Source organism: Azospirillum brasilense (assembly GCF_007827815.1).
Taxonomy (GTDB): Bacteria; Pseudomonadota; Alphaproteobacteria; order Azospirillales; family Azospirillaceae; genus Azospirillum; species Azospirillum brasilense_C.
Window position 1 is genome coordinate 130,874 of the sequence record NZ_VITH01000008.1, and the last position, 20,515, is coordinate 151,388.

15 protein-coding genes are annotated in these 20,515 nt (G+C 67.8%); 4 read left to right on the forward strand and 11 right to left on the reverse strand.

Annotation, left to right across the window (positions count from 1 at the left end; genetic code table 11):
• Nucleotides 1–25 precede the first annotated feature (25 nt).
• The 4 genes from FBZ83_RS17775 to FBZ83_RS17790 all read right to left on the reverse strand — a co-directional run bounded on the left by FBZ83_RS17775 (nt 26) and on the right by FBZ83_RS17790 (nt 3,633).
• Nucleotides 26–1,420, reverse strand: a complete 1,395-nt coding sequence (locus FBZ83_RS17775) for a PQQ-binding-like beta-propeller repeat protein (RefSeq protein WP_247888346.1) — start codon at nt 1,418–1,420, stop codon at nt 26–28.
• Nucleotides 1,420–2,064, reverse strand: coding sequence for a tetratricopeptide repeat protein (locus tag FBZ83_RS17780; protein ID WP_145686376.1), 645 nt, complete (start codon nt 2,062–2,064; stop codon nt 1,420–1,422). The genes FBZ83_RS17775 and FBZ83_RS17780 overlap by 1 nt, the downstream gene beginning before the upstream one ends.
• Nucleotides 2,065–2,235: 171 nt before the next feature.
• Nucleotides 2,236–2,790 (reverse strand): thioredoxin family protein, encoded by a 555-nt coding sequence (locus tag FBZ83_RS17785; protein WP_114856817.1) that lies wholly within the window; start codon nt 2,788–2,790, stop codon nt 2,236–2,238.
• A gap of 195 nt (nt 2,791–2,985) precedes the next feature.
• Nucleotides 2,986–3,633, reverse strand: a complete 648-nt coding sequence (locus tag FBZ83_RS17790) for a response regulator transcription factor (RefSeq protein ID WP_145686378.1) — start codon at nt 3,631–3,633, stop codon at nt 2,986–2,988.
• 778 nt (nt 3,634–4,411) lie between these two features.
• On the opposite strand from FBZ83_RS17790, the gene FBZ83_RS17795 reads away from it, so the two are divergent.
• Complete coding sequence (locus tag FBZ83_RS17795) at nt 4,412–5,155, forward strand: response regulator transcription factor (RefSeq protein ID WP_247874139.1); 744 nt, start codon at nt 4,412–4,414, stop codon at nt 5,153–5,155.
• Nucleotides 5,156–5,396: 241 nt separating this feature from the next.
• Here FBZ83_RS17795 and FBZ83_RS17800 read toward each other — a convergent pair whose 3' ends face one another.
• Nucleotides 5,397–6,089: a LuxR C-terminal-related transcriptional regulator gene (locus FBZ83_RS17800; protein ID WP_038527688.1), complete on the reverse strand. Its 693-nt coding sequence runs from the start codon at nt 6,087–6,089 to the stop codon at nt 5,397–5,399.
• A gap of 482 nt (nt 6,090–6,571) precedes the next feature.
• On the opposite strand from FBZ83_RS17800, the gene FBZ83_RS17805 reads away from it, so the two are divergent.
• Nucleotides 6,572–6,763 carry a hypothetical protein gene (locus FBZ83_RS17805; protein WP_145686381.1) on the forward strand — a complete coding sequence of 64 codons (192 nt, stop codon included), beginning with the start codon at nt 6,572–6,574 and terminating at the stop codon, nt 6,761–6,763.
• A 133-nt stretch (nt 6,764–6,896) separates the two neighbouring features.
• Here the strand turns inward: FBZ83_RS17805 and FBZ83_RS17810 are convergent, their stop codons facing one another.
• Complete coding sequence (locus FBZ83_RS17810; protein WP_247883201.1) at nt 6,897–8,351, reverse strand: ATP-binding protein; 1,455 nt, start codon at nt 8,349–8,351, stop codon at nt 6,897–6,899.
• Between the two features lie 785 nt (nt 8,352–9,136).
• Here FBZ83_RS17810 and FBZ83_RS17815 point away from each other — a divergent pair.
• Entirely contained in the window at nt 9,137–11,089 is a 1,953-nt protein-coding gene (locus FBZ83_RS17815; protein ID WP_186466119.1) for a potassium transporter Kup, read from the forward strand.
• 3 nt (nt 11,090–11,092) lie between these two features.
• Here the strand turns inward: FBZ83_RS17815 and FBZ83_RS17820 are convergent, their stop codons facing one another.
• Nucleotides 11,093–11,911, reverse strand: a complete 819-nt coding sequence (locus tag FBZ83_RS17820) for an ABC transporter substrate-binding protein (protein WP_247888347.1) — start codon at nt 11,909–11,911, stop codon at nt 11,093–11,095.
• Nucleotides 11,912–12,049: 138 nt separating this feature from the next.
• On the opposite strand from FBZ83_RS17820, the gene FBZ83_RS17825 reads away from it, so the two are divergent.
• Complete coding sequence (locus tag FBZ83_RS17825; protein WP_145686383.1) at nt 12,050–15,607, forward strand: response regulator; 3,558 nt, start codon at nt 12,050–12,052, stop codon at nt 15,605–15,607.
• 137 nt (nt 15,608–15,744) lie between these two features.
• Here FBZ83_RS17825 and FBZ83_RS17830 read toward each other — a convergent pair whose 3' ends face one another.
• The 4 genes from FBZ83_RS17830 to cobD form a co-directional block, all read right to left on the reverse strand.
• Nucleotides 15,745–17,052, reverse strand: a complete 1,308-nt coding sequence (locus tag FBZ83_RS17830) for a methyl-accepting chemotaxis protein (protein ID WP_145686385.1) — start codon at nt 17,050–17,052, stop codon at nt 15,745–15,747.
• Nucleotides 17,027–17,578, reverse strand: coding sequence for a PAS domain-containing protein (locus tag FBZ83_RS17835; protein ID WP_145686387.1), 552 nt, complete (start codon nt 17,576–17,578; stop codon nt 17,027–17,029). The genes FBZ83_RS17830 and FBZ83_RS17835 overlap by 26 nt, the downstream gene beginning before the upstream one ends.
• A 162-nt stretch (nt 17,579–17,740) precedes the next feature.
• Entirely contained in the window at nt 17,741–19,342 is a 1,602-nt protein-coding gene (locus FBZ83_RS17840; RefSeq protein ID WP_247888348.1) for a sensor domain-containing diguanylate cyclase, read from the reverse strand.
• Nucleotides 19,343–19,500: 158 nt separating this feature from the next.
• Nucleotides 19,501–20,496, reverse strand: a complete 996-nt coding sequence (gene cobD / locus FBZ83_RS17845) for a threonine-phosphate decarboxylase CobD (protein ID WP_247888349.1) — start codon at nt 20,494–20,496, stop codon at nt 19,501–19,503.
• Nucleotides 20,497–20,515 lie beyond the last annotated feature (19 nt).

Here is a 20,515-nt window from a genome sequence, read left to right on the forward strand (position 1 = left end):
CCTTATAAAGAACCAGGGGCGGCGATCAGCGGTACGCCACCAGCGTACCGTTCTCGCCCAGGACATATAGGGTGTTGTTCGCCACGACCGGAGGCAAATAGGTGGAGGCCGGCAGCGAATAGCGGGTCAGAACCTGCCCGTCGGCGGGTGACAGGGCGAGCATCTGCCCGTTCGACCCGGTGACGTAGAGCTTGCCGCCCGCCAGAACCGGACCGGACCAGGTGATCGGCCCCTTCTTGTCCTCCGGATCGGTGAACTGCGCGAGCTGGGTGACCCAGCGGGCATGGCCGGCCTGACGGGTCAGGGCGACCAGCTCCGAATCGTTGGTGACGACGAACAGATGGTCACCGGCGAGCCACGGGGTCTGGGTGCCGCCGATCTCGGCTTCCCACAGGCGGATGCCGATGCGCTCATCGATGGCGACCATGCGGCCGGAATGGCCGATCGCATAGACGACGCCGCGGTCGATCACCGGAAGACCGCGGATGTCGGCGAGGCTGCTCAGGGCGCCGCTGCGGCGGATCGCCGCCAGGCTCTCCTGCCACGCCACGCGCCCGTTCTCCGGGCGCAGACCGTACAGCTCGCCGGAGGAGTAAGGGGCGACGATCAGGGTCGGCGAGGCGGCCGGGCTGACGGCGCCCAGCAGGCCCGCCGTCTCCAGGATGCCCTGATGCGACCACTGGACGGCGCCGTCGGAGGCGGACAGGGCGGTGAGCTGGTTGTCCAGCGTCAGGACGAGGACACGCCCGCCCTCCACGGTCGGTGCGCCACGCACCGGACCCGGAACGCGCTTGCGCCAGATGATCGAGCCGTTGGCGGGATCGAGCGCCACCACCTCGCCGAAGCCGGTGGCCGCGAAGACGCGCCCGTCGGCGTAGGCGACGCCGCCGCCGCTGGCGCCGCCGCGCTCCTTCTCCGGCTTGGTATCGATCCGCCAGAGCTGGCGCCCGGTCCGCTCATCGAGCGCGGCGACGTGCGAGTCGGCGTCCATGGCGAAGATGCGGCCGTCGGCGATGATCGGCGTCTCCAGCAGGGAACGGGAGCTGCTGGCCCCCGTGCCGACGTCGCCGCGCCACGCCTCGGCCGGCGTGGCCGACAGAGCGAGGTTGCCGCCGCCGTGTTCCGGCGTGCCGCCGGGCTGCGCCCAGGCCGGGTTGGCCACGGCGGTCGGCAGGGCGACCGGCGTGCCGACCAGCCGCTGGTCGACCTCGACCTTGCGCTCGCGGGTCAGGACGGACACCCGCTCGCCCGGCAGGGGCGGATCAGGGGTCTTGCCGAACCACCCGCTGACGGTGTCGCAGCCGCTGAGCAGCACGGCCAGCAGCGGGGCGGAAAGCAGGGCGGTGCGCAGGGAGCGGCGCTTCGCCGTGGGGTGCGCGGTCGGGCGCGCGGCCGGGGCGGCCATGGGAATGCGGGTCATCAGCTCTTGCCGTAGAGGGTGGCGAGATCGGAGGCGCGCGACCGGACGCCGGCCGGAGCCTGCGAGTCGTCGGCCAATTGCTGGAACAGGGTCCGCGCCTTGTCCTTGTCCCCGGCACGGGCGGCCAGCACGGCGCTCATCTCGCGGGCGGAGAAGCGCCAGGGGTTGGCGTCGGCGGTCAGCGGCTGGAGCCGCGCCTGGAGCTGGGCCGGATCGCCGGAGTCGAGCTGGTGCATCACCGAGAGCAGGGCCGCCAGCTCGCGGTAGACCGGAGCGGCGCCGGCGGTGCCGGACAGCTTGTCGTAGACGGCCACGGCCTCCGCCGTCTTGCCCTCGCGGGCCAGCAGGGCGGCGGCGTTCAGCTGGGCGAGCGCGGCCATGCCGGGATCGGCCTTGCCAGCGAAGGCGGCCAGCGCCTCGACGCCCTTGTCGGGCCCCTGGGCGGCCTGCGACAGGGCGGCGGCCAGGGCCGTCGTCCCGCTTTCCTTCTGCGACTGCTGCCAGTTGCGCCAGGCGACCGTGCCGCCCGTCGCGGCGACGACCGCCAGCGCGGCCGCCAGCATGATGCCGCCGTAGCGCTTGAAGACGCGCTCCATGCGGTCGCGGCGCAGATCCTCGTCGACTTCGCGGAAAATATCGCTCATGGCTCTACAGCGGCATCCTACGGCACGAAAACCGTTACAGCGGGGATTGCGCCCGCGCGCGGCTGCGGCGGGCGGTTCTGATGGTTCAAAGGGCCGGATAGCACTGGGTGCCGCACGCGGTCAAGGCGCAACGGCGGCCCTCCGGGTATTAAGGCCGCGCTTTGGGCGGAATCAGGTCGGATTCCGCCATTTGATCGAGCAGCCCATGCTGGGGATCTGGTCGGTCGGCCCCTGCCCCGTCTGGGCGATGCGGACCATCGCGTGGAACAGCTCGCGCGGCGCGTCGGGGATCGGCTCGCGCTTGGAGGCGTCCAGCCGGCCGCGATACTGCAGGCAGAGGTCGGCGTTGAAGCCGAAGAAGTCGGGCGTGCAGACGGCACCGTAGGCCCGCGCGACCTCCTGGGTCTCGTCGAGCAGGTAGGGGAAGGTGAAGCCGTGCTCCGCCGCGAAGCGCTTCATGTTCTCGAAGCCGTCGTCGGGATAGGCGTCGGTGTCGTTCGACATGATGGCGACGGCGCCGATGCCGTGAGGCCGCAACGCGTCGACCTCCTCGACGATCCGCCCGATCACCGCCTTCACGTACGGGCAATGGTTGCAGATGAACATGACCAGCGTGCCGCTCGGCCCCTGGACGTCGGCCAGGCTGTAGGTCTTTCCATCGGTTCCCTTCAGGCTGAAATCCTCCGCCTTCCGGCCGAAGTCGCACACCGGGGTTTCCGCCGCCATCGCTGTCTGTCCTCCGTTTGGGCCCGTATGGGCACGCCGCTGGCGCGGCTTTGAACGCGAGTATAAGAGGTGAGGCGAAAGCCGGAATCGAAAAGGCCGCGGCGGCACCTTGTTCGTGCCTGCTCGCGGCCCTGCCGGTCCCCAACCCGTTTTTCTTGTGCCCTGCCCTGCCCCGCTGCGTTCGATTCCGGTCCCTTACGAGGCCATGGCGGCGGCGGCGATCACCGCCTGCGTGCGGTTCTTGACGCCCAGCGACTTGAAGATCGCCGTGACATGGATCTTCACCGTGCCCTCGGACAGGCCGAGTTCATAGGCGATCTGCTTGTTCGACTTGCCGGCCCGCAGACAATCCAGGACTTCGCGCTGGCGCTGGGTCAGGCCGTAGGCGCTGCGGTCCGCCCCGTCCAGGCGGCCACGGCGCGGTGCCGCGTCGGAGGCCGCGGTCGCGGCGGTGAGCGCGCCGGGGGGCACATAGATGCCGCCCGAGAAGACGAGGTTCAGCGCGCCCATCATCACCTTGACGCTGCTGGACTTCGGAATGTAGCCGGTGGCCCCATGGTCGAGCGCGCCACGGATGTCGCTCAGCGCCTCGGAGGCGGAGATCACCACCACCGGAACGCCCGGCTGGCGGCTCTGCACCTCGCGCAGCCCGTCGAAGCCCGGCCAGTTCGGCATGTGCAGGTCCATCAGCACCACGTCGAACCCGCCTCCAACGCTGCATTGCTGCAGCACCTCGTCGAAAGTGCCTGCCTCGACAAAGATCGCGTCCCCGTGAAGCTGCTCCAGAAGACGGCGCAGGCCTTCACGAAAAAGGAGATGGTCGTCACCGATCAGAATTTTCATGGCCCCGTCCGCCTTCGTTTTTCCCGTTGCTTCGGATCAGCCCAACCCGGACTAACCGGGCCACCCCATTGGCGATCCACCAACCCTTTCGCCCTGTGGCTTGAAGAACTGCTACCACATTCGGAAGAGGGGCAATATCCGGACAAGGGCCATAGGTCATTTGCGGCCGGGAACCGCCGCCCCCTACAGCGAAGGCCGACTGAACAAAACACGAACTATGACCTTGCGTCTATATCTCTGCACGAAAGAAAGCGGCAGCGGAATTTTTTCCAGCTTTGGTTGTTCGAGACGAGGACGGCAGTGACGACCGGTGACAAAACACCCATTACGCGCAGAGGGTTAGCACCAATGATCGAATTGCGTGAAAACCTACCCGATCGGTGCGTCATCTTGTACGAATGGCCGGCGCTTTTCCTGCACGAATGCCCCACTTTGCGACACACACCTGTACTGGCCTTTCAGTGTGGCTCGTCACAAAAGAGTTATCGCTTGGAGCGATCCGGTCGCCATTCAGATGCGCTTGACGATCTTGAGTGATCATCTATCGTTTGATTTACGTGTTACACGACTAATTTATAAACTGTTTGTCACAGTGTCAAGTTTTTTTCCAGGTTTGATGGATATATACCAGAAATTCGATGCAGTCTTTAAACGAAATCACTTAAGCGAAGACACAGAGCGCCGACGGATAGAGAGCACGAGACAAGCCTAAAACACAGGCGGCGATAATGCCCGACAAGGGCTTGCCGTGGATGCCTCCTCCAAACAGAGCTGACCCATGCACATGAACCATGAGTACGCCCAAGAGAAAGCATCGCACTCGACCCGCAACGCGGTGACCCCAATGCACGTCTGCCTGATTCTCGACAACAATTCCCTCACCGACACCGTGGTGCAGGCGCTCGACCGGGCCGGTCGCCATCGTGTGACCGTCTTCCACGACATATCGGAACTGACGCAGAGCACGCTGACGCCCGATGCGATCCTGATCGGCCTTCAGCAGTTCACCGCGCTGCGCGAGAACGAACCGATGGTCTATCTGCGGCTGTCACGCCGGTCGCGGATCGTCGTGGTGCTGTCGTCGCGGGAATTGCTGGACGCCGCACACATCCTGGCCTTCGCCGATGCGTGGGTGTTCGAGGACATCAACGTGGACCGCATCAACGAACTGCTGGACCTGGGGCTGGAGGGGCACTGTCTGATGCCCAAGCAGTTCCTGTCCCGGCTGGGCGTCGATGAGATCCGGCTGACGCTGCTGCCGCGGTTGTCGGAACCGGAGTTCGAGACCCTGCGCCTGCTCGGCCAGGGGCTGAACAACCGGACGATCGCCAACCAGCTCGATCTGTCCGAGGCGGTCATCAAGTCGATGGTGCGCAGTGTTCTGTCCAAGCTGCACTTCCGCAACAGAACGGAAGCCGGCGTCTTCGCCGCGCGACAGCAGGGCGCGTTGCAATCCGCCCGGGAAGGCATGGTTCCGCCGCACATGCACGCGGCCCCGGCCCACCGGACGGGCACGTCCTGACGTCACGTCAGACGCGCTTCACCCCTGAAACCGAAAGAATCCCGGCCACCGTGCCGGGATATTTTCTGTCCGCCTGTCGGCGTCTCTCCGGGCCCCACCTTGCCAACGCGACCCGAGCCCTCCTCAGAGCCGGCCGTGGTGGCGACCAGACGCGCAAACGCCGGACCGGCCCGCCTCCCGAAACGGGTGTGGCGGGCCGGTCCGGCGTCTTGCACCGGTGGAGATGACCGCGGGAGAGCGGTTACTGGTGGGCCGCCGCCGCGGTCACCGCGCCGGCCCCGGCCAACTCGCCGCCGATGCCGTTGTTCAGCGCCCAGATCGCCGCCTGCGTGCGGTTGGAGGCGTTGATCTTGCGCAGCAGGCTCTTCAGGTGGACCTTCACCGTCGCCTCGGTGATGTTCAGATGGTTGGCGATCATCTTGTTGCTGTCGCCGTTCAGCAGACAGCGCAGGATCTGGACCTCCCGCTGCGACAGGCCCTTGCGCGACACCGGCATGTCGGTGCCGTTCCCGTTCACCCGGCCGGAGATCAGCAGGGCCGCGAGATGGGTCGGGAAGACCTTCTCGCCCATCATCACCAGGCGCAGCGACTGGGCCAGCGCGTCGGACGACAAGTCCTTCATCAGGTAGCCGTCGGCCCCGGCCTCCAGCGCGTTGGCGAGGCGGCGGGTGCACAGGTCGCTGGTCAGGATGACCATGCGCGCATCGGGAAGCTGGGCGCGCAGGCGGCGCATGCCGTCGGCCTCCTCCTCACCCCCATTCACCAGATCGAGCAGGATGAGCTGCGGCCGCAGGCCGTTCTCCACGGAGTTCAGCGCTTCGCGCAGGTTCCCCGCCTCGGCGGCGATCTGGAAGGGTGAATCGTCGAGAAGCCTCTTCAGGCCTTCGCGGAACAGCTTATTGGAGTCGATCAGAAAAGCACGCACTGGTTCCATTGGTCAGCTCCCGCGATTTTTGGAAAATTGCTCTGACTCCCTGGGCAATCTTGTAGGTTACCAATCACCCGAGGTTTCCCCACCCGTGCCCCACCGATGGCATTGACGTGCCGATATTTTGGATGACCTTACCCCTGTGTCGTGCAACACGGTACCACTCTGTGGGATTAAAAGAAGAACGCATTGGACATATGCGCAAAGCTACTTTTAATCATGGATTACTGCATCTCTTTTAAAGTACACAGCATCCCCAATCGAATGGATACTTTGAGGATTTCTCTACCACTTTCTTGCGGGAGCGCGCACGTTTTGGGTGCGCATGGGGACGGGCCGGTTCATGGGAGTTGCCAAAAGTTCCCGACCCCAAACGGGCAGGAGGCACTCATGCCGAAGAAGCGCATCCGCCCCTTGCCATGCCCGTCCTATGATCGCCACCGCCCCTTCGCCGTAGGTCATAACACCATGCGGCGGGAAGCTTCTTGATGGACGCGGTGCGTGGTTCGATGTGGACGATGATCGGCGCGGCGGCGGCCGGCTACCTGCTGCTTCTTGCCCGAAGCGCCTGGAAGCAGGGGGAGATGCGCCAGTTCCTGCGCAGCCTCGCCATCGTGCTCGCCTTGTGCGCGCTGGTCGCCGGCGCGGTCCTCGCCGCGATGCTGCTCGATTCGCGCTGACGACCCTGCGGCCGCCGGGCGCCGGACCGCGTGCCCGAACGCACGCCCAAACGCACGCCCAAACGCACGAAGGCCCCTCCCCGCCTGACGGCGGAAAGGGGCCTCCCCGGACCGGACTGCCGTGGATGGACGGTCAGATCTGGCCGCGCTCGTGGGCCTGACGCATCAGCACATACTGGCGCATCATCTGGTTGCGGAAGCGGTAGCGGGTCCAGCCCGGCTCGACCACCGGAGCCAGCACGCCGCCGTACTCCTCACGGCAGAGCCGTTCCAGGATGCCGAGCGCCTCCTTGGTCGGCGGAGCGCCGTTCGGGCCGGCCAGTTCCTTGGGGTCGAAGGTCCCGTAGGAGTCCGCCGGGCACAGGGCGCAGGCCAGCAGCACGTCCTCCAGCTCGGCGCGGCGTTCGGCGGCCAGCGCGCGGGCGTAGGAGTCGACGATGCCACGCTCCGCCTCCTGCAGGCAGCGGGTGACCGCGTAGGCAAGGTCGTCCCGCTCCACCACCGTCGAGCCGCGGCTGACCGCGCTGCGCGCGGCGTGCAGGCCGAGAAGCTGCGCGTAGTAGGGCAGACCGCGGACGAACTCGCAGACGCGGTCCACGGCCTCCGGCGCGAAGGCGATGCCGGCGTTCTCGGCCCCGGCGTTGATGAGGCGGCCGATTTCCACATCGGTCATCAGCGGCAGATGCACCGGCACCAGCGAGCGCTGGATCGACGGATGCTTGCCCAGAAGCTGGTCCAGATTCTCCGCGACGCCGACCACCAGCAAGGTCACCGGGATCGAGCTGTCGGTCAGGTTCTTGAACAGCTCCGCCAGCTTGTTGCGGAAGTCCTCGTCGGTGACGCGGTCATACTCGTCGAGGATCAGCAACACATGGGTGGCGTGGATGCCCGACAGGACCTCGTTCAGCTCCGTCACGCTGAACCCGCCCTCGGGCAGAAGCTCGTTGAAGCTGGTGAAGCTGCGGCGCGAGGCGAAGGGGTTGTCGATCCCCGACCGGTAATAGGTCGAGGGGATCTTCTTCAGGAAATGGCGGAAGATGTCCTCGAAGCTCAGCTCCGCGCTGCAGGTCAGCTTCAGCGAGAGGTAGCCGGCCTGGCCAGCGATCTTCTCGATGGCGTTGGCGACGGAGGTCTTGCCGCGGCCGCGGTCACCGAACAGGATGACGTGCGCCCGCTCCTCCTCGATGGCGGAGATGATGCGCTTCAGCGTGTCGGTCCGGCCGATGAACAGCGAGTTGAGCTGCTGCTTTGGCCGTGTCGGCGTGAAGGCTTCGCGCAGCAGACCGTTGAGTTCGGGGGTGAGCCCCTTCAGCATGGCCGGCGCACCGACCGCCCCCGGTCCGCGCAGGCCGCCGTTGACGGTCATGGTGAAGCGTGGAAGATCCGTGTCGGCGGGAGCCTGGCCGCGCTGGCCACCCAAACCGCCACCGAGCGGACTGTTCAGCGGATCGTGCCGCAGCCCCGACGGGCCGCGCATCGTCTCGCTCAGCCCACCGCCCAGCCCGCCACCAGTCCCGGTGCCCGCCGCTCCGCCGACCGGGCGCAGATGCGGTGCCGGACGGCCCGCGAGGGGGCTCTGGGATTGCATCGGCGGATGGCCGTGAGCCGCATTGCCCGGGGTGGCGCCCGGTCCGGCCGCTCCACCACCCGTGATGCCGCCACCCATGGACATCCGGTCATCCGCATCGGCGGTCGCCCGCCGCTTCCGAAAGAAGTTTCGCATCCGTCCCGATCCCAGAATTCCGCGTTGTCGTCACCAGCCGGCCGAGGCCGGTGGTCTGATCGCGCCGCCCGCCCCGCCCCGGTGAAGGTGCCCGGCGGCTGCGGTGAACGCATTCCGGATGTAAGCGATGCGTCGCCAAGGGCTGCCTGGGATTTCGGATTATTATCCGGAGGAGGTCCCACCCTTATGGCGACTCCTTTCGGGTGGTCCCGTGCTTCAGAAGCCGGCGGCGTGTCCCAGCAGAGTCCAGACGAACAGGGTGCCGAACAGGGCCGTCAGGCCGGCAAGCTCACGCAGGAAAACCAGGATCGACATGGCACTCTCCCTTGGTCGGTGGACCGCGCCGCGACGGGCGCCGGTGAAACGCTCGACGTCTTCGCCGATGGAGAAAAACCTAACAGAACAAAACATGAACAACAAGGACGATGTTCATTTTTTGTTCCACTCAGAACCGGCTAACACGGCTCTGGGGGAGGATCAGTGGCGACGGCGGGCGCCGCCTTGCACGCTGCGGCTGGCACCCCTGCACCACCGGAACCATATGGTCTTGTGGTGAGCGGTTGATGTAAGGAGAAGGTTCGCGGCCGAAGCGTTCCGCCCGCAAGGAGGGACTTCCAACACCGGACCGCGATCCGAACGAACGGACCACCATGGACAGCGCCAATCAGCAAACCGGCGACGGACCGAACGGCGCCGCTCCGGCCACCGCCCCCACCTCCGCTCCCGCTCCCCCGGGCCATTCCCCTCAGGCCAACCGCATGCCCGCCCTTGTCCTGGGGGCGCTGGGCGTCGTCTACGGCGACATCGGGACCAGCCCGCTCTACACCATGCGGGAGTCCTTCACCCACACCGGCCTGCCGCTCGACGAGCCCACCATCCTCGGCATCCTGTCGCTGGCGACCTGGGCGCTCATCATCGTGGTGACGCTGAAATACGTCCTGCTCGTGATGCGGGCGGACAACAAGGGCGAGGGCGGCGTGCTGGCCCTGGGAACCCTGGCCCACCGCGGGCTCAGCTCCCGAGCGGGCAACCGGGCCATCATGGCCCTGGCGATCCTGGGCATGGCGCTGTTCTACGGCGACAGCCTGATCACCCCGGCCATTTCGGTGTTGAGCGCGGTCGAGGGGCTGAAGGTCGTCACCCCGTCCCTGTCGCCCTACATCGTCCCGATCACGCTGGCGGTGCTGACCCTGCTGTTCCTGTTCCAGAGGCAGGGCACCGGACGGGTCGGCATCTTCTTCGGCCCGATCATGGGGGTGTGGTTCGCCACACTGGCGGTGCTGGGGCTGATGCAGGTGATGCATTGGCCGGACGTGCTGCGCGCCTTCAACCCGCTGTACGGGGCGGCGCTGTTCGTCGACCACGGCTGGGTGGCCTTCCTGACGCTGGGCGCCGTCGTGCTGGCCGTTACCGGGGCCGAGGCGCTCTACGCCGACATGGGCCATTTCGGGCGGGCGCCGATCCGCATCGCCTGGCTCTACCTCGTCCTGCCGGCGCTGCTGCTGAACTACTTCGGACAGGGCGCCATGCTGCTGCACCAGCCGGAGACGCTGGAGAACCCCTTCTTCCATCTGGCGCCGGACTGGGCCCAGCTCCCGCTGGTCCTGCTGTCGACGGCGGCCACGGTCATCGCCAGCCAAGCGGTGATCTCCGGCGCCTTCTCGCTGACCCGGCAGGCCGTGCAGCTCGGCTACCTGCCGCGCCGCGAGATCCGCCACACGTCCGAGCATGAGGTCGGGCAGGTCTACATCCCGCGCAACAACTGGCTGCTGCTGATCGGCGTGGTGATCCTGGTGATCGGCTTCGGCTCCAGCAGCAACCTCGCCGCCGCCTACGGCGTGTCGGTGACGGGGGCCATGGCCATCGACACGATCCTGGCCGCGGTGGTGGCGTGGCGGCTGTGGCGCTGGAACCCCCTGCTGGTGGTGACCGCCTTCTCCCTGCTGCTGGTGATCGACCTCGCGCTGTTCGGGGCGACCCTGCTGAAGGTGCCGGACGGCGGCTGGTTCCCGCTGCTGATCGCGGCGGCGGTCTACACGCTGATGACCACGTGGCGCCGCGGCCGCCGCATCCTGGCGGAACGGCTCTACGCCGACGCCCTGCCGATGGACCTGTTCCTGCAGCGCGTCACGCCGCAGTCGCCGCAGCGCGTCGCCGGGACGGCCGTCTTCATGACCGGCAACCCCGACGTCGTCCCCCACGCCCTGCTTCACAACATCAAGCACAACCGGGTGCTGCACGAGCGGGTGGTCGTCATGACGGTCATCATGGAGGAGGTGCCGCGCGTCTCGCCGGACCGCGCCGTTCTGGTGGAGAAGCTGGGCAAGGGCTTCTTTCGGGTCGTCCTGCGCTTCGGCTATCTGGAGCAGCCGCACATTCCCCGCGCGCTGGAGCGGTGCCGCCGCTTCGGCCTGCATCTGGACATGATGGAGACGTCGTTCTTCCTCGGCCGCGAGACTCTGATCCCATCGCGGTCGACCGGCCTGCCGGGTTGGCGCGAACCCGCCTTCATCCTGCTGTCGAAGACGGCCCTGTCGGCCACGGAGTTCTTCTGCATCCCGCCGGGCCGGGTGGTGGAGCTGGGCACCCAGGTCGAGATCTGACCGTCAGTCCCGCGCCACGATGGGGGTGAGGCCGAACCGGGCGGCCGCGGCCTCCAGCCGCCCGTCGCGCTTGACCGCCTCGACGAACCGATTGACCCGGTCCAGCCACACCGGGTCACCCGGCGCCACCGCATAGGCGTAGGGCGTGGGCTGGACCGGCACGTCCGGCGTGATCAGATGGGCCCATTGGTGGACGGTAAGCACCCTGCGGCCGTAGGGATAATCGGTCAAAAAGGCGTCGGCGCGTCCCGACTGCACCTCCTCCTCCCGCTCTTGGGGGCCGGACACGATGCGGATGCTGGCCTTGCGGAGGGATCGGCTGGCGTAGTCGTCCATGACGGTGCCCTTCTGAACCGCCACCACCATGCCGTCCTGGTCCAGATCGTCCCAGCGCAGAATGCGCGGGTGCGTCTGGGAGGATACGGCGTAGATGCCGCTGCGCAGATAGGGCTGGCTGAACGCGATCCGTTCAGAGCGCTCGGTCGTGACGCCGATTCCGAACATGCCGATGTCGCAGCGGTCGCCCAGCAGGTCGGCGGCGACGGTTGAAAAACCGCTTTCCACGAAGCTGACCCGCACGCCCAGGTCCTGGCCGAAGGCCCGCGCCATGTCGACATCCAGGCCCTGCAACTCGCCGCTGTACGGATTGCGAAAGGAAATGGCGTAATAGTCCGGCCAGATGCACACGCGCATCAATCCTGTGCGCTGCACCCGGTCGAACCGCGCCTCTGCCCGGGCCGGCACCGTGCCGCCCAACAGGATCATGGACTGGAGGGCGGCGTGGAACGCCACCGCCGACAGTGCGATGGAAAGACGCCGCACAGCCCTATCCCCCCGAAATCCGGCTCACACTGCGGCAGGATAGCACCCTGCCCCCCGTCTGCACAGCGCGGGCTTGCGCTTCGCCCGCCCGCTGTTAAGATTCGCGCGAACTCATCACTCCCCACGGAGCCGCGCGTGATGGCCAAGCTTGCCCTGCTGCAGCATCGGGGCGCCCTTCTTGCATTGGCTTTCTTATCGTTGACGGCTCTTTTGTTCGAGTTCACCTATGACATTCATGCCGACCGCAGCTTGACGTTGAAGAAAGCTGCGGAAAACATCGACAATCTGGCAAGCGCCCTGGAAGCTTCGGTCAGCCGCACCGTGCAGACGGTTGACATCACGCTCGCGTCGGTGGGCGACGCGGTGATCCTCGGGCAACTGCTCGATGGCCCACCGGTCCAAGGCCGTGAAGATGGCGCGCTGGGCCCCTTGCTTCAGGACCGGCTGCGCCGGTCGCCGCACATCCGCGGTTTCTCGGTCCTCGATCGCCGGGGCGTCCTGGTGGCGACCACCGAGGATTCCCGCCTGCTCGGCACCTCCTTCGCGGAGACGGACCTGTTCCGCGCCCACCTGTCCGGCCAGAGCAGGAGCCTCCATGTCGGGAGCCCGGTGCGGGGGCGTTTCCTGACCCCGGCCGGGGCCGCCGAGGACCGCTCGGGCAAATGGGTCCTGCCGATGAGCCGGGCCATCCGTGGCGCGGATGGGACGCTTCTTGCGGTCGCGGTCGCCTCGGTCAACCCCGAGTATCTGCAGGGCGTCTTCCGTGCGGTGCGCAACGGGCTGCACGGAACGGTGTCGCTCTACCGACGCGACGGCCTGCTGCTGACCCGGTTTCCCCAAGATGGGGCGGACGGGGCGGACGGCACCGGCACGCCGATGGCGGGGATGGAGCTGTTCCGGACCCAGCTTCCGGTGTCGGAAGGCGGCGTGTTCCACGAAACCACCCCGGACGGGGTCGAGCGCATCACCGCCTACCGGGCCACACCGGTCTGGCCGCTGGTGCTGGTGGTCAGCCGCAGCGAGGACGAGGAACTGGCCGGCTGGTGGACCAACCAGCTCGAGATCGCGGTCGTCTCGCTGGGCTCCGGGCTGGTCATCCTGCTGTTCACCGCCGTGCTGACCTTGCTGCGCCGCAAGGACGCGCAATTGGAGGACGGCAACGCCCGTTTCAACGCGCTTCTGGAAACCGCCGTGGAGGGCATCCTGACGGTGCGCGCGGACGGCGTCATCGAATCCGCCAACAGCGCGGCCCACCGGATTTTCGGCTACCCGCCCGGCGGCCTGCTCGGACGCCATGTCCAGGAGCTGATGGAGCCGCATCACCACACGGCCCACAACCGCATCATGGAGGCCATCGCCGCGGGCGCCCGGCGGATCGGTCCGAACTTCTCCCGCGAGGTGAGTGGCCTGCGGATGAACGGGGAGGCGTTTCCCCTCGACCTGTCCCTGGCCGAGGTGCAGACGCAGCACGGCATCGTCTTCGCCGCCTTCTTCCGCGACCTGTCGGAGCGCAAGCGGGTGGAGCGGGCGCTGACCGAGGCCAAGGAGAAGGCCGAGGCCGGGCAGCGCAGCAAGATGGAGTTCCTGGCGACCATGAGCCACGAGATCCGAACACCCATGAACGGGGTGATCGGCATGGCCGGGCTTCTCCAGGAAACCAGCCTCGACGAGGAGCAGCGCGGTTACGCCGACACCATTCGCGACTCCGCGGAATCGCTGCTCACCATCATCAACGACATCCTCGACTTCTCCAAGATCGACGCCGGTCGCCTCACGCTGGAGATCACCGACTTCGAAGCGGTGCCGCTGGTCGAGAGCGTCGTGGAACTGCTGGCCCCGCGCGCCGCCGCCAAGGGGCTGGAGCTGGCAAGCTATGTCCCGCCGGCCCTGCACGGCCCGCTGCGGGGCGATCCCGGACGGCTGCGCCAGATCCTGATCAATCTCGCCGGCAACGCGGTCAAGTTCACCGATCAGGGCAGCGTCACCATCGTGCTGTCGGTCGAGCCGAACAGCCTGTTTCCCGAGGCGGACGGAGCGGACGCGGGCGACAGCGGAGGCGGAACTCCGCAGGACAGGCCGGTGACCGTCCGCTTCGAGGTTCGGGACACCGGCATCGGCATTGCCGCGGCCGACCACAAGCGTCTGTTCTCCATGTTCAGCCAAGTGGACGGCTCGTCGGCCCGGCGCCATGGCGGCACGGGGCTGGGCCTCGCCATCTGCAAACGCCTCACCGAATTGATGGGCGGACGGATCGGCGTCCACAGCATGCCCGGAGAGGGCAGCGTGTTCTGGGCCGTCATTCCCCTGTGGCGCGGCGCGGCGGCGGAAACCGCACCCAAGGCGGAAGAGCCGGGCGCCTGGGCCGGACGGCGTGTTCTTCTGGTGGACGATCTGGCGGTGAACCGCGACCTTCTGGCCCGCCAACTCGCCGCGCTGGGGCTGGAAACCGAAGCCGTCGCCACGGGAGGAGACGCCCTGCGCCGGCTGCTGGACGCCAGCGCGGAGGGGCGCCCGTTCGACGCCGCCATTCTCGATCATTGCATGCCGGGCCTGACCGGGCCGGAGCTGGCCGTCCGCATTCGCGCCGAACCGGCGCTGGCCGGCCTGCCCCTGGCCTTGGCCACCTCCCACCGCATGGGGGACGCGGAGGGAAACGCCGCCGGCGTGACAGTGCGGATCGTCAAGCCGATCCGCGCGACGGCGTTGCGCACCGCCATCTCACGCCTGTTCGCCTCGCCGCCCAAGGCATTCCCGCAGAAGGCACGGACCGCGGCGCCCCCCCCAGGCAACGGGCGGGCAGCGCCCGCCGCGGCCCTGTCCGGATCGGCTCTTTCCGGTCCCCTCCGGCGCCGCATCCTGGTGGCGGAGGACAATCCGGTGAACCTGCAGGTGACCCTCGCCCTGCTGCGCCGGGGTGGCCACGCGGTCGATTCGGTGTCGAACGGGCTGGAGGCGGTCAACGCCGTCGCCGCCCTGCCCTACGACCTCGTCCTGATGGATGTCCAGATGCCCGAAATGGATGGGCTGGCGGCGACGATGGCGATCCGCCGGATGGGCGGACCGGCGGCGGTCGTGCCGATCGTCGCGATGACCGCCAACGCCATGGAGGGGGATCAGGCCGTTTGCCTGGCCGCCGGGATGAACGATTACCTGGCCAAGCCCATCGTGGCCGAACAGCTTCTGCACACCGTCGCCCGGTGGACCAATGTCCCGGAACCGGACGAGCCGGACCCGCCGGAGCCGCGCCCGGAGACGGGCCCACCGCCGCGGATCGACCATGCCAAGCGCCGGGATCTGCGCGACGCGATCGGCGATGAAGGCTTCGCGCTGCTGATGGACATCTTCCGCCGCGAGACGCCGGGCCATCTCGACCAGCTCCGGGTGGCGGCCCGGAATCGCGACTTCACGACGGTGGAGCGCTCGGCCCACATCCTGAAGAGTTCGGCCGGCAATGTGGGCTTTGCCGAGGCTTCGACGCTGGCCGACGACTTGGTCGCCGCCGCCCGCCGCCGGGATGCCGCCGGCATCGACGGCGATCGCATCCAGCGTCTGGAGGCCGCCCTGAAAGACGCCGCCAGGGATGCCGCCAAGGACAGCGCGCGCGCCGCCGCCTCGACGGAGGATGACCGGGTGGCGCTGGAGACGATTGGACCTTGGAAGGGCGGACCTCGGACGGGCGGCTCCGGGACGACCTGACCCCCCCGAAACATCCGGAGTGTGGCTTAGGGTCGTCGGGCCGCTGCCCTCAATTCCTGCAGATACGCGACTCGCCCAAGTGGCCGGTTGCATTGACGGCCGCGTCGCCCGACCTCGCCGCCCGACCTCGCCGTTGCTCAGCGCTGACCGCCGCAGACACGCGCGACGAAGCTGTCGATGTCGCCGTTGAGAGTCACGGCGCGCCGCGCCAGCTCGCCGGCCGACGAAAGCACCTGACTGGCGGCGGCGCTGGCGTCCTGGGCGCCCGAGGACACGCTGGTCACCGCGTCGGCCACGGTGCGCACGCCGGCCGACGCCTCGCGGATGGACCGGCTGATCTCGTCGATGGCCGCGCTCTGCTGTTCGGCGGCGCTGGCGATGCCGACGGCGATCTCGTCGATGTCGTGGATCATGCCCCCGACATGCTGGATCACCGTCGCCGTGGCGCGGGTCACCGACTGGACCTGGGAAATCTGGGCGGTGATGTCCTCGGTCGCCTGGGCCGTCTGGTTGGCGAGATTTTTCACCTCGGTCGCCACCACGGCGAAGCCCTTCCCGGCTTCGCCGGCGCGCGCCGCCTCGATCGTCGCGTTGAGCGCCAAGAGGTTCGTCTGGCTGGCGATGTCGTTGATGAGCTGGACGACCGCGCCGATCTGGTCGGAGGCGGCGAGCAGCGAGCGGATGGTGGAGTCCGCCTCCCGCACCTTCTCCACCGAGCTGCGTGCGAGATCGGCGGTGCGGGACACGCCCTGGGCAACCTCGCCGATGGCGCCCGACACCTCTCCGGTCGCCGCGGCCACCCCGTCCACGTTGGACGACACCTGCTCCGCCGCCGAGGCCGCGGAGAAGGACTGCTCGCTGGCCGTGGCCGCGGTCGCCGTCATGGCGGTGGAGGAGGCTTCGAGCTGGGCGGCGCTGGCCGACAGGCTCTGCGCGACCTCTTTGATGTTGGCGCCGATGCGGGTGGCGCTTTCCACGAACTCGCGGCTCTTGCTGTCCATCGCGGCCAGCCCGTCGTTGATCTGGCGGGAATAGGCCCCGAACTCGCCGACCATGCCGGTCATCACGATGCGGCGGTAATACTGCCCCTCCGCCGCGTGCTGCATGGCGGCGTTGGCCTCCTTGCCGAAGGACTCCACACGGTCCAGCAGGCGGTTGATGGTGCGCAGCATGTCCGCGATGGGGCTGTTGCCGTGGATGTTCAGGATGCGCGGCTGAAGGTCGCCCTTCTCCGCCGCGGCGATCACCGTCATGGCCTTCCGGATGGTCCGGTTGGTGAGCCTCAGCCAGCGGATCGCGGCAAGACAGGGGAGGAGCGCCAGCAGGCCCAGCGCGGCGGCGGCGGCGTTGCCGGTGGCAAGACCGTGCACCGCCTGCGCCGCCGACAGCAGGGCGACCAGAGCGATGACGGCGAGCGATTTAGAGACTGAAGACAAACTCGTCATAGCTCGTGCCCTTGTCGCGCAGGAGTTTTTCCAGCATGGCGCCGGAGGCCGTCATCGCCGCGTTCCGGTCGGCGTGCCGCGCCTCTTCCGCGCGCAGCGCGGCGTAAAGGCCAGCAGCCGCCTCCACCGCCGGCCGCGTCGGAACGCGCCGGCTGGAATGGTAGCCGGTGATGGTCCGCCCGTTCCCGTTGTCGGGATTGCCGAAGACCGGCGTGACGTGGGCGAACACCCAGTAATGGTCGCCGTTCTTCGCCCGGTTGATCACATAGGCGAAGATCTCGGTCCCGGCCTCGATGCGGCTCCACAGCAGTTTGTAGACGCAGCGGGGCATGTCCGGATGGCGGACGATGTTGTGCGGCCGTCCCAAAAGGTCCGCCTCGCCGTACCCGCTGATGCGCAGGAACACATCGTTGGCGTAGGTGATGCAGCCCCTGAGATCGGTCTTCGAGACGATGATCTCGTCGCGGTGAAAGGTCCGCTCCTGCCCGGTCAAGCCACCGTGTGTGCCGTCTATGCCGACCGCCATGACCGTCCGCCTCTCAAACACCTGACAAACAGGTCACCAACCCGACCGTTGGTAATAAGTTTTGCTAATGACTCATAGCGTACGTAATAATCGGTTGGCTTTAAAAACGGACCGTCGCCAGCTGCGACAAATTGTACCACTCACCGCCGGGAATACAGCGGCTCACATGCCCGGTTCGTAGACGACGACGCGGTTGCGCCCCTCGCGCTTGGCCCGGTAAAGGGCGAGGTCGGCGCGGTGAATCGCCTTTTCCAGGGTGTCGTAAGCACTGTCCAGAGCGGCGATGCCGATGCTGCTGGTCAGGTGGAAGCGGCCTTCGGGACCCGGAATCGCCATGCGGGACAGGTGGCGGCGCACCCGCTCCGCGACCACGCGGGACTCCTCCGCGGTGGCGCCGGGCAGGACGACCACGAACTCCTCGCCGCCCAGCCGGCCGAGGATGTCGTACTCACGCAGGATGGCCTGACAGCCGCCGGCCACCATACGCAGGGCGTCGTCTCCGGTGGCGTGGCCGTAGCTGTCGTTGATGCGCTTGAAATGGTCGACGTCCAGCACGAACACCGACAGCGGTTCGTTGAAGCGGTGGGCGCGGGCGAGCTGCGAACGCGCCAGCTCCATGAAGGACCGCCGGTTGTAGATGCCCGTCAGCGGATCGCGGGAGGCCATGTCCCGCAGCGCCTCCTCCATGTTCCGGCGGTCGGTGTAATCGTAGATCCAGGCCAGATTCACCTGTACGCCCTGGATCACCGCCTGATTGACGGTGAACAGCGTCCAGAAGGACGATCCGTCGGCCCGGCGGAACTGCACCTCCATGTTGGTCACCGACCCGAAGGAGCGCAGGCGATCGATCACCCGCTCCCTCTGGTGGCGGTCGAGATAATAGTCGCGGGCCTGCCGGCCGATCAGGTCCTCGCGGGTCAAACCGATCAGTTCGGCGAAGCGGGTGTTGACGAAGATGATCTTGCCGTCGTCGCGGCGCGACACCGACACGCCGATCGGGCTCTGCTCCAGGATGGCCTGCAGCCGCTCCTCGCTGGGCAGCCCCTCGGTCAGGTCGTGGATCACGCCGACAATGCCGCCGAGGTTTCCGGCGCTGTCGCAGAAGACCGCCTTGGTCAGGCTGGACAGGCGGGTGGTGCCGCCGACGAAGGGAACCGCCTCCTCGTAGCTGCGCTGCCCCCAGGTGACGGTCAGTTCGCGGTCCTGGTCGGCGTGCGCCCCGGCGATGCGCGGGTCCATCACCGCGAAGGCGGTCTTGCTGACGATGCTGCGGCGCTCCAGCCCGGTGTAGCGTTCGAAGGCGTCGTTGCAATCGGTGTATTCGCCCGCCGCGTTCTTCACGAAGACGGGAACCGGCAGCGTCTCGAACAGCACCTCCTTCATCAGGAGTTGGTCGCGCAGGGCGGCCTGGGCCTGCCGGTGGTGGGTGACGTCCGTGAAGACGCGCAGCGACTGCCGCTCGCCCAGCGGGCTGGTCAGGGGGCCGACCGACTCGGACACCCAGACGGTTCGGCCATCCAGGCACCGCAGCGGCCTTTCCCCCGACGCGTCCGGCAAAGCCGGAAGAATGGCCTCCTCCGGTTCGAGCGCCACGAGGTCGCAGCCGGTCAGGCCACCGGGCGCATAGCGCAACAGAGCGTGCAGAGCCGGATTGGCATACAGGATGGTCCCCGTGTCCGTGGTGACGCAGACCCCCGACGGCAGCGTGTCGAACGCACGCCACAGCGTTGCCCGGGCTTCCTCCGCATCCCCAGAAGGACTCATTGAACCGACCGAATCCAGCATGGCCCCCACAGCGTCATGGAAGATTCTTGCGCCACGATAGGGCAAACCAGGAGTACGTTAGCCGATGCGCCTTTTTGCCCCTGTGTGCCATCTTGTCGCGCTATGGTGGTGATCGCCTATTTTGAGCGCAAAATCCATCAATTTTCGAATGTTTCCAATGCAACTTTCACACGCCCCTCCGCCGCCCCGTCCGCCGGAAGTCCCACCCTCAGCCACTCCGGCCGATGGTCGAACCGGCGGACCAGAATCCCGGCTTGGCCCAGCGCGTTGTAAAGCCCGGCCGCCCGCGGATCGTCTATAAGACGAAAGAGCGGCGTCCCTCCGGCGACGCGCAAGCCGGCATCCACCAACCACTCGTCGAAGCGGGCCGCGGCGTCGGCGAGACAGCGACGGGTGGCGGCGATCCATTCCGCATCGGACAGCGCCGCGGTGGCGACGGCCAACGCCGGCCCCGACACCGCCCAGGGTCCCACGGCGGCGCGCGCGTCCCGGAGCAGCGCCGGTTCGCCAAGGAGAAAGCCGAGCCGGACCCCGGCCAGCCCGAAGAATTTCCCGAAGGAGCGCAGGATGACCAGCCCGGGCCGTCCGGCCACCGACGCCACGCTGCACTCCGGGGCGACCTCGGCGAAGGCCTCGTCCACCACCAGCCAGCCGCCCCGCGCCGCCTGCCGCTCCGCCAGCGCCAGCAGCCTTTCGGGCGGGACGATGCGGCCGTCCGGGTTGTTCGGGTTCACGATCACCACCACGTCGGCGCCGTCGCAGGCGTCCAGCGTTTCCACCTCCGTCACGCGATGGCCGGCCTTGACCCAACCCGCGGCGTGCTCGGCGTAGGTCGGCCCGAGCACGACGACGGCTCCCGGACGGCGCAGGCGCGGCAGAATCTGGATCAGCGCCTGGGAGCCGCCCGCCGCCAGGACGCGGTCCGGCGACGGCGCGCCGTAAAAGGCGGCGGCGGCCTCGCGCAGCGCCGTTTCGGCGGCCCGCCCCGGCAGGCGCGCCCAGGCCTCGGCCGAGATGGGCGGCAGCGGGTAAGGCCAGGGGTTGATGCCGGTGGACAGGTCCAGCCAGGGCTCTGGCGCGCCGGGAAAGGCTGCCCGTGCGGCGTCGAGGTCGCCGCCATGAATGATTTCCATCCGGACGATCCTCTCCTGG

Excerpts from the sequence above, each read along its gene's own strand:
- FBZ83_RS17785 (WP_114856817.1), bottom strand. The coding sequence starts at position 2,790 with ATGGCGGCGGAAACCCCGGTGTGCGACTTCGGCCGGAAGGCGGAGGAT.
- FBZ83_RS17780 (WP_145686376.1), bottom strand. The coding sequence starts at position 2,064 with ATGAGCGATATTTTCCGCGAAGTCGACGAGGATCTGCGCCGCGACCGC.
- FBZ83_RS17840 (WP_247888348.1), bottom strand. The coding sequence starts at position 19,342 with ATGAGTCCTTCTGGGGATGCGGAGGAAGCCCGGGCAACGCTGTGGCGT.
- FBZ83_RS17830 (WP_145686385.1), bottom strand. The coding sequence starts at position 17,052 with ATGACGAGTTTGTCTTCAGTCTCTAAATCGCTCGCCGTCATCGCTCTG.
- FBZ83_RS17810 (WP_247883201.1), bottom strand. The coding sequence starts at position 8,351 with ATGCAATCCCAGAGCCCCCTCGCGGGCCGTCCGGCACCGCATCTGCGC.
- FBZ83_RS17795 (WP_247874139.1), top strand. The coding sequence starts at position 4,412 with ATGCACATGAACCATGAGTACGCCCAAGAGAAAGCATCGCACTCGACC.
- FBZ83_RS17790 (WP_145686378.1), bottom strand. The coding sequence starts at position 3,633 with ATGAAAATTCTGATCGGTGACGACCATCTCCTTTTTCGTGAAGGCCTG.
- FBZ83_RS17805 (WP_145686381.1), top strand. The coding sequence starts at position 6,572 with ATGGACGCGGTGCGTGGTTCGATGTGGACGATGATCGGCGCGGCGGCG.
- FBZ83_RS17835 (WP_145686387.1), bottom strand. The coding sequence starts at position 17,578 with ATGGCGGTCGGCATAGACGGCACACACGGTGGCTTGACCGGGCAGGAG.
- cobD (WP_247888349.1), bottom strand. The coding sequence starts at position 20,496 with ATGGAAATCATTCATGGCGGCGACCTCGACGCCGCACGGGCAGCCTTT.
- FBZ83_RS17825 (WP_145686383.1), top strand. The coding sequence starts at position 12,050 with ATGGCCAAGCTTGCCCTGCTGCAGCATCGGGGCGCCCTTCTTGCATTG.
- FBZ83_RS17800 (WP_038527688.1), bottom strand. The coding sequence starts at position 6,089 with ATGGAACCAGTGCGTGCTTTTCTGATCGACTCCAATAAGCTGTTCCGC.
- FBZ83_RS17775 (WP_247888346.1), bottom strand. The coding sequence starts at position 1,420 with ATGACCCGCATTCCCATGGCCGCCCCGGCCGCGCGCCCGACCGCGCAC.
- FBZ83_RS17815 (WP_186466119.1), top strand. The coding sequence starts at position 9,137 with ATGGACAGCGCCAATCAGCAAACCGGCGACGGACCGAACGGCGCCGCT.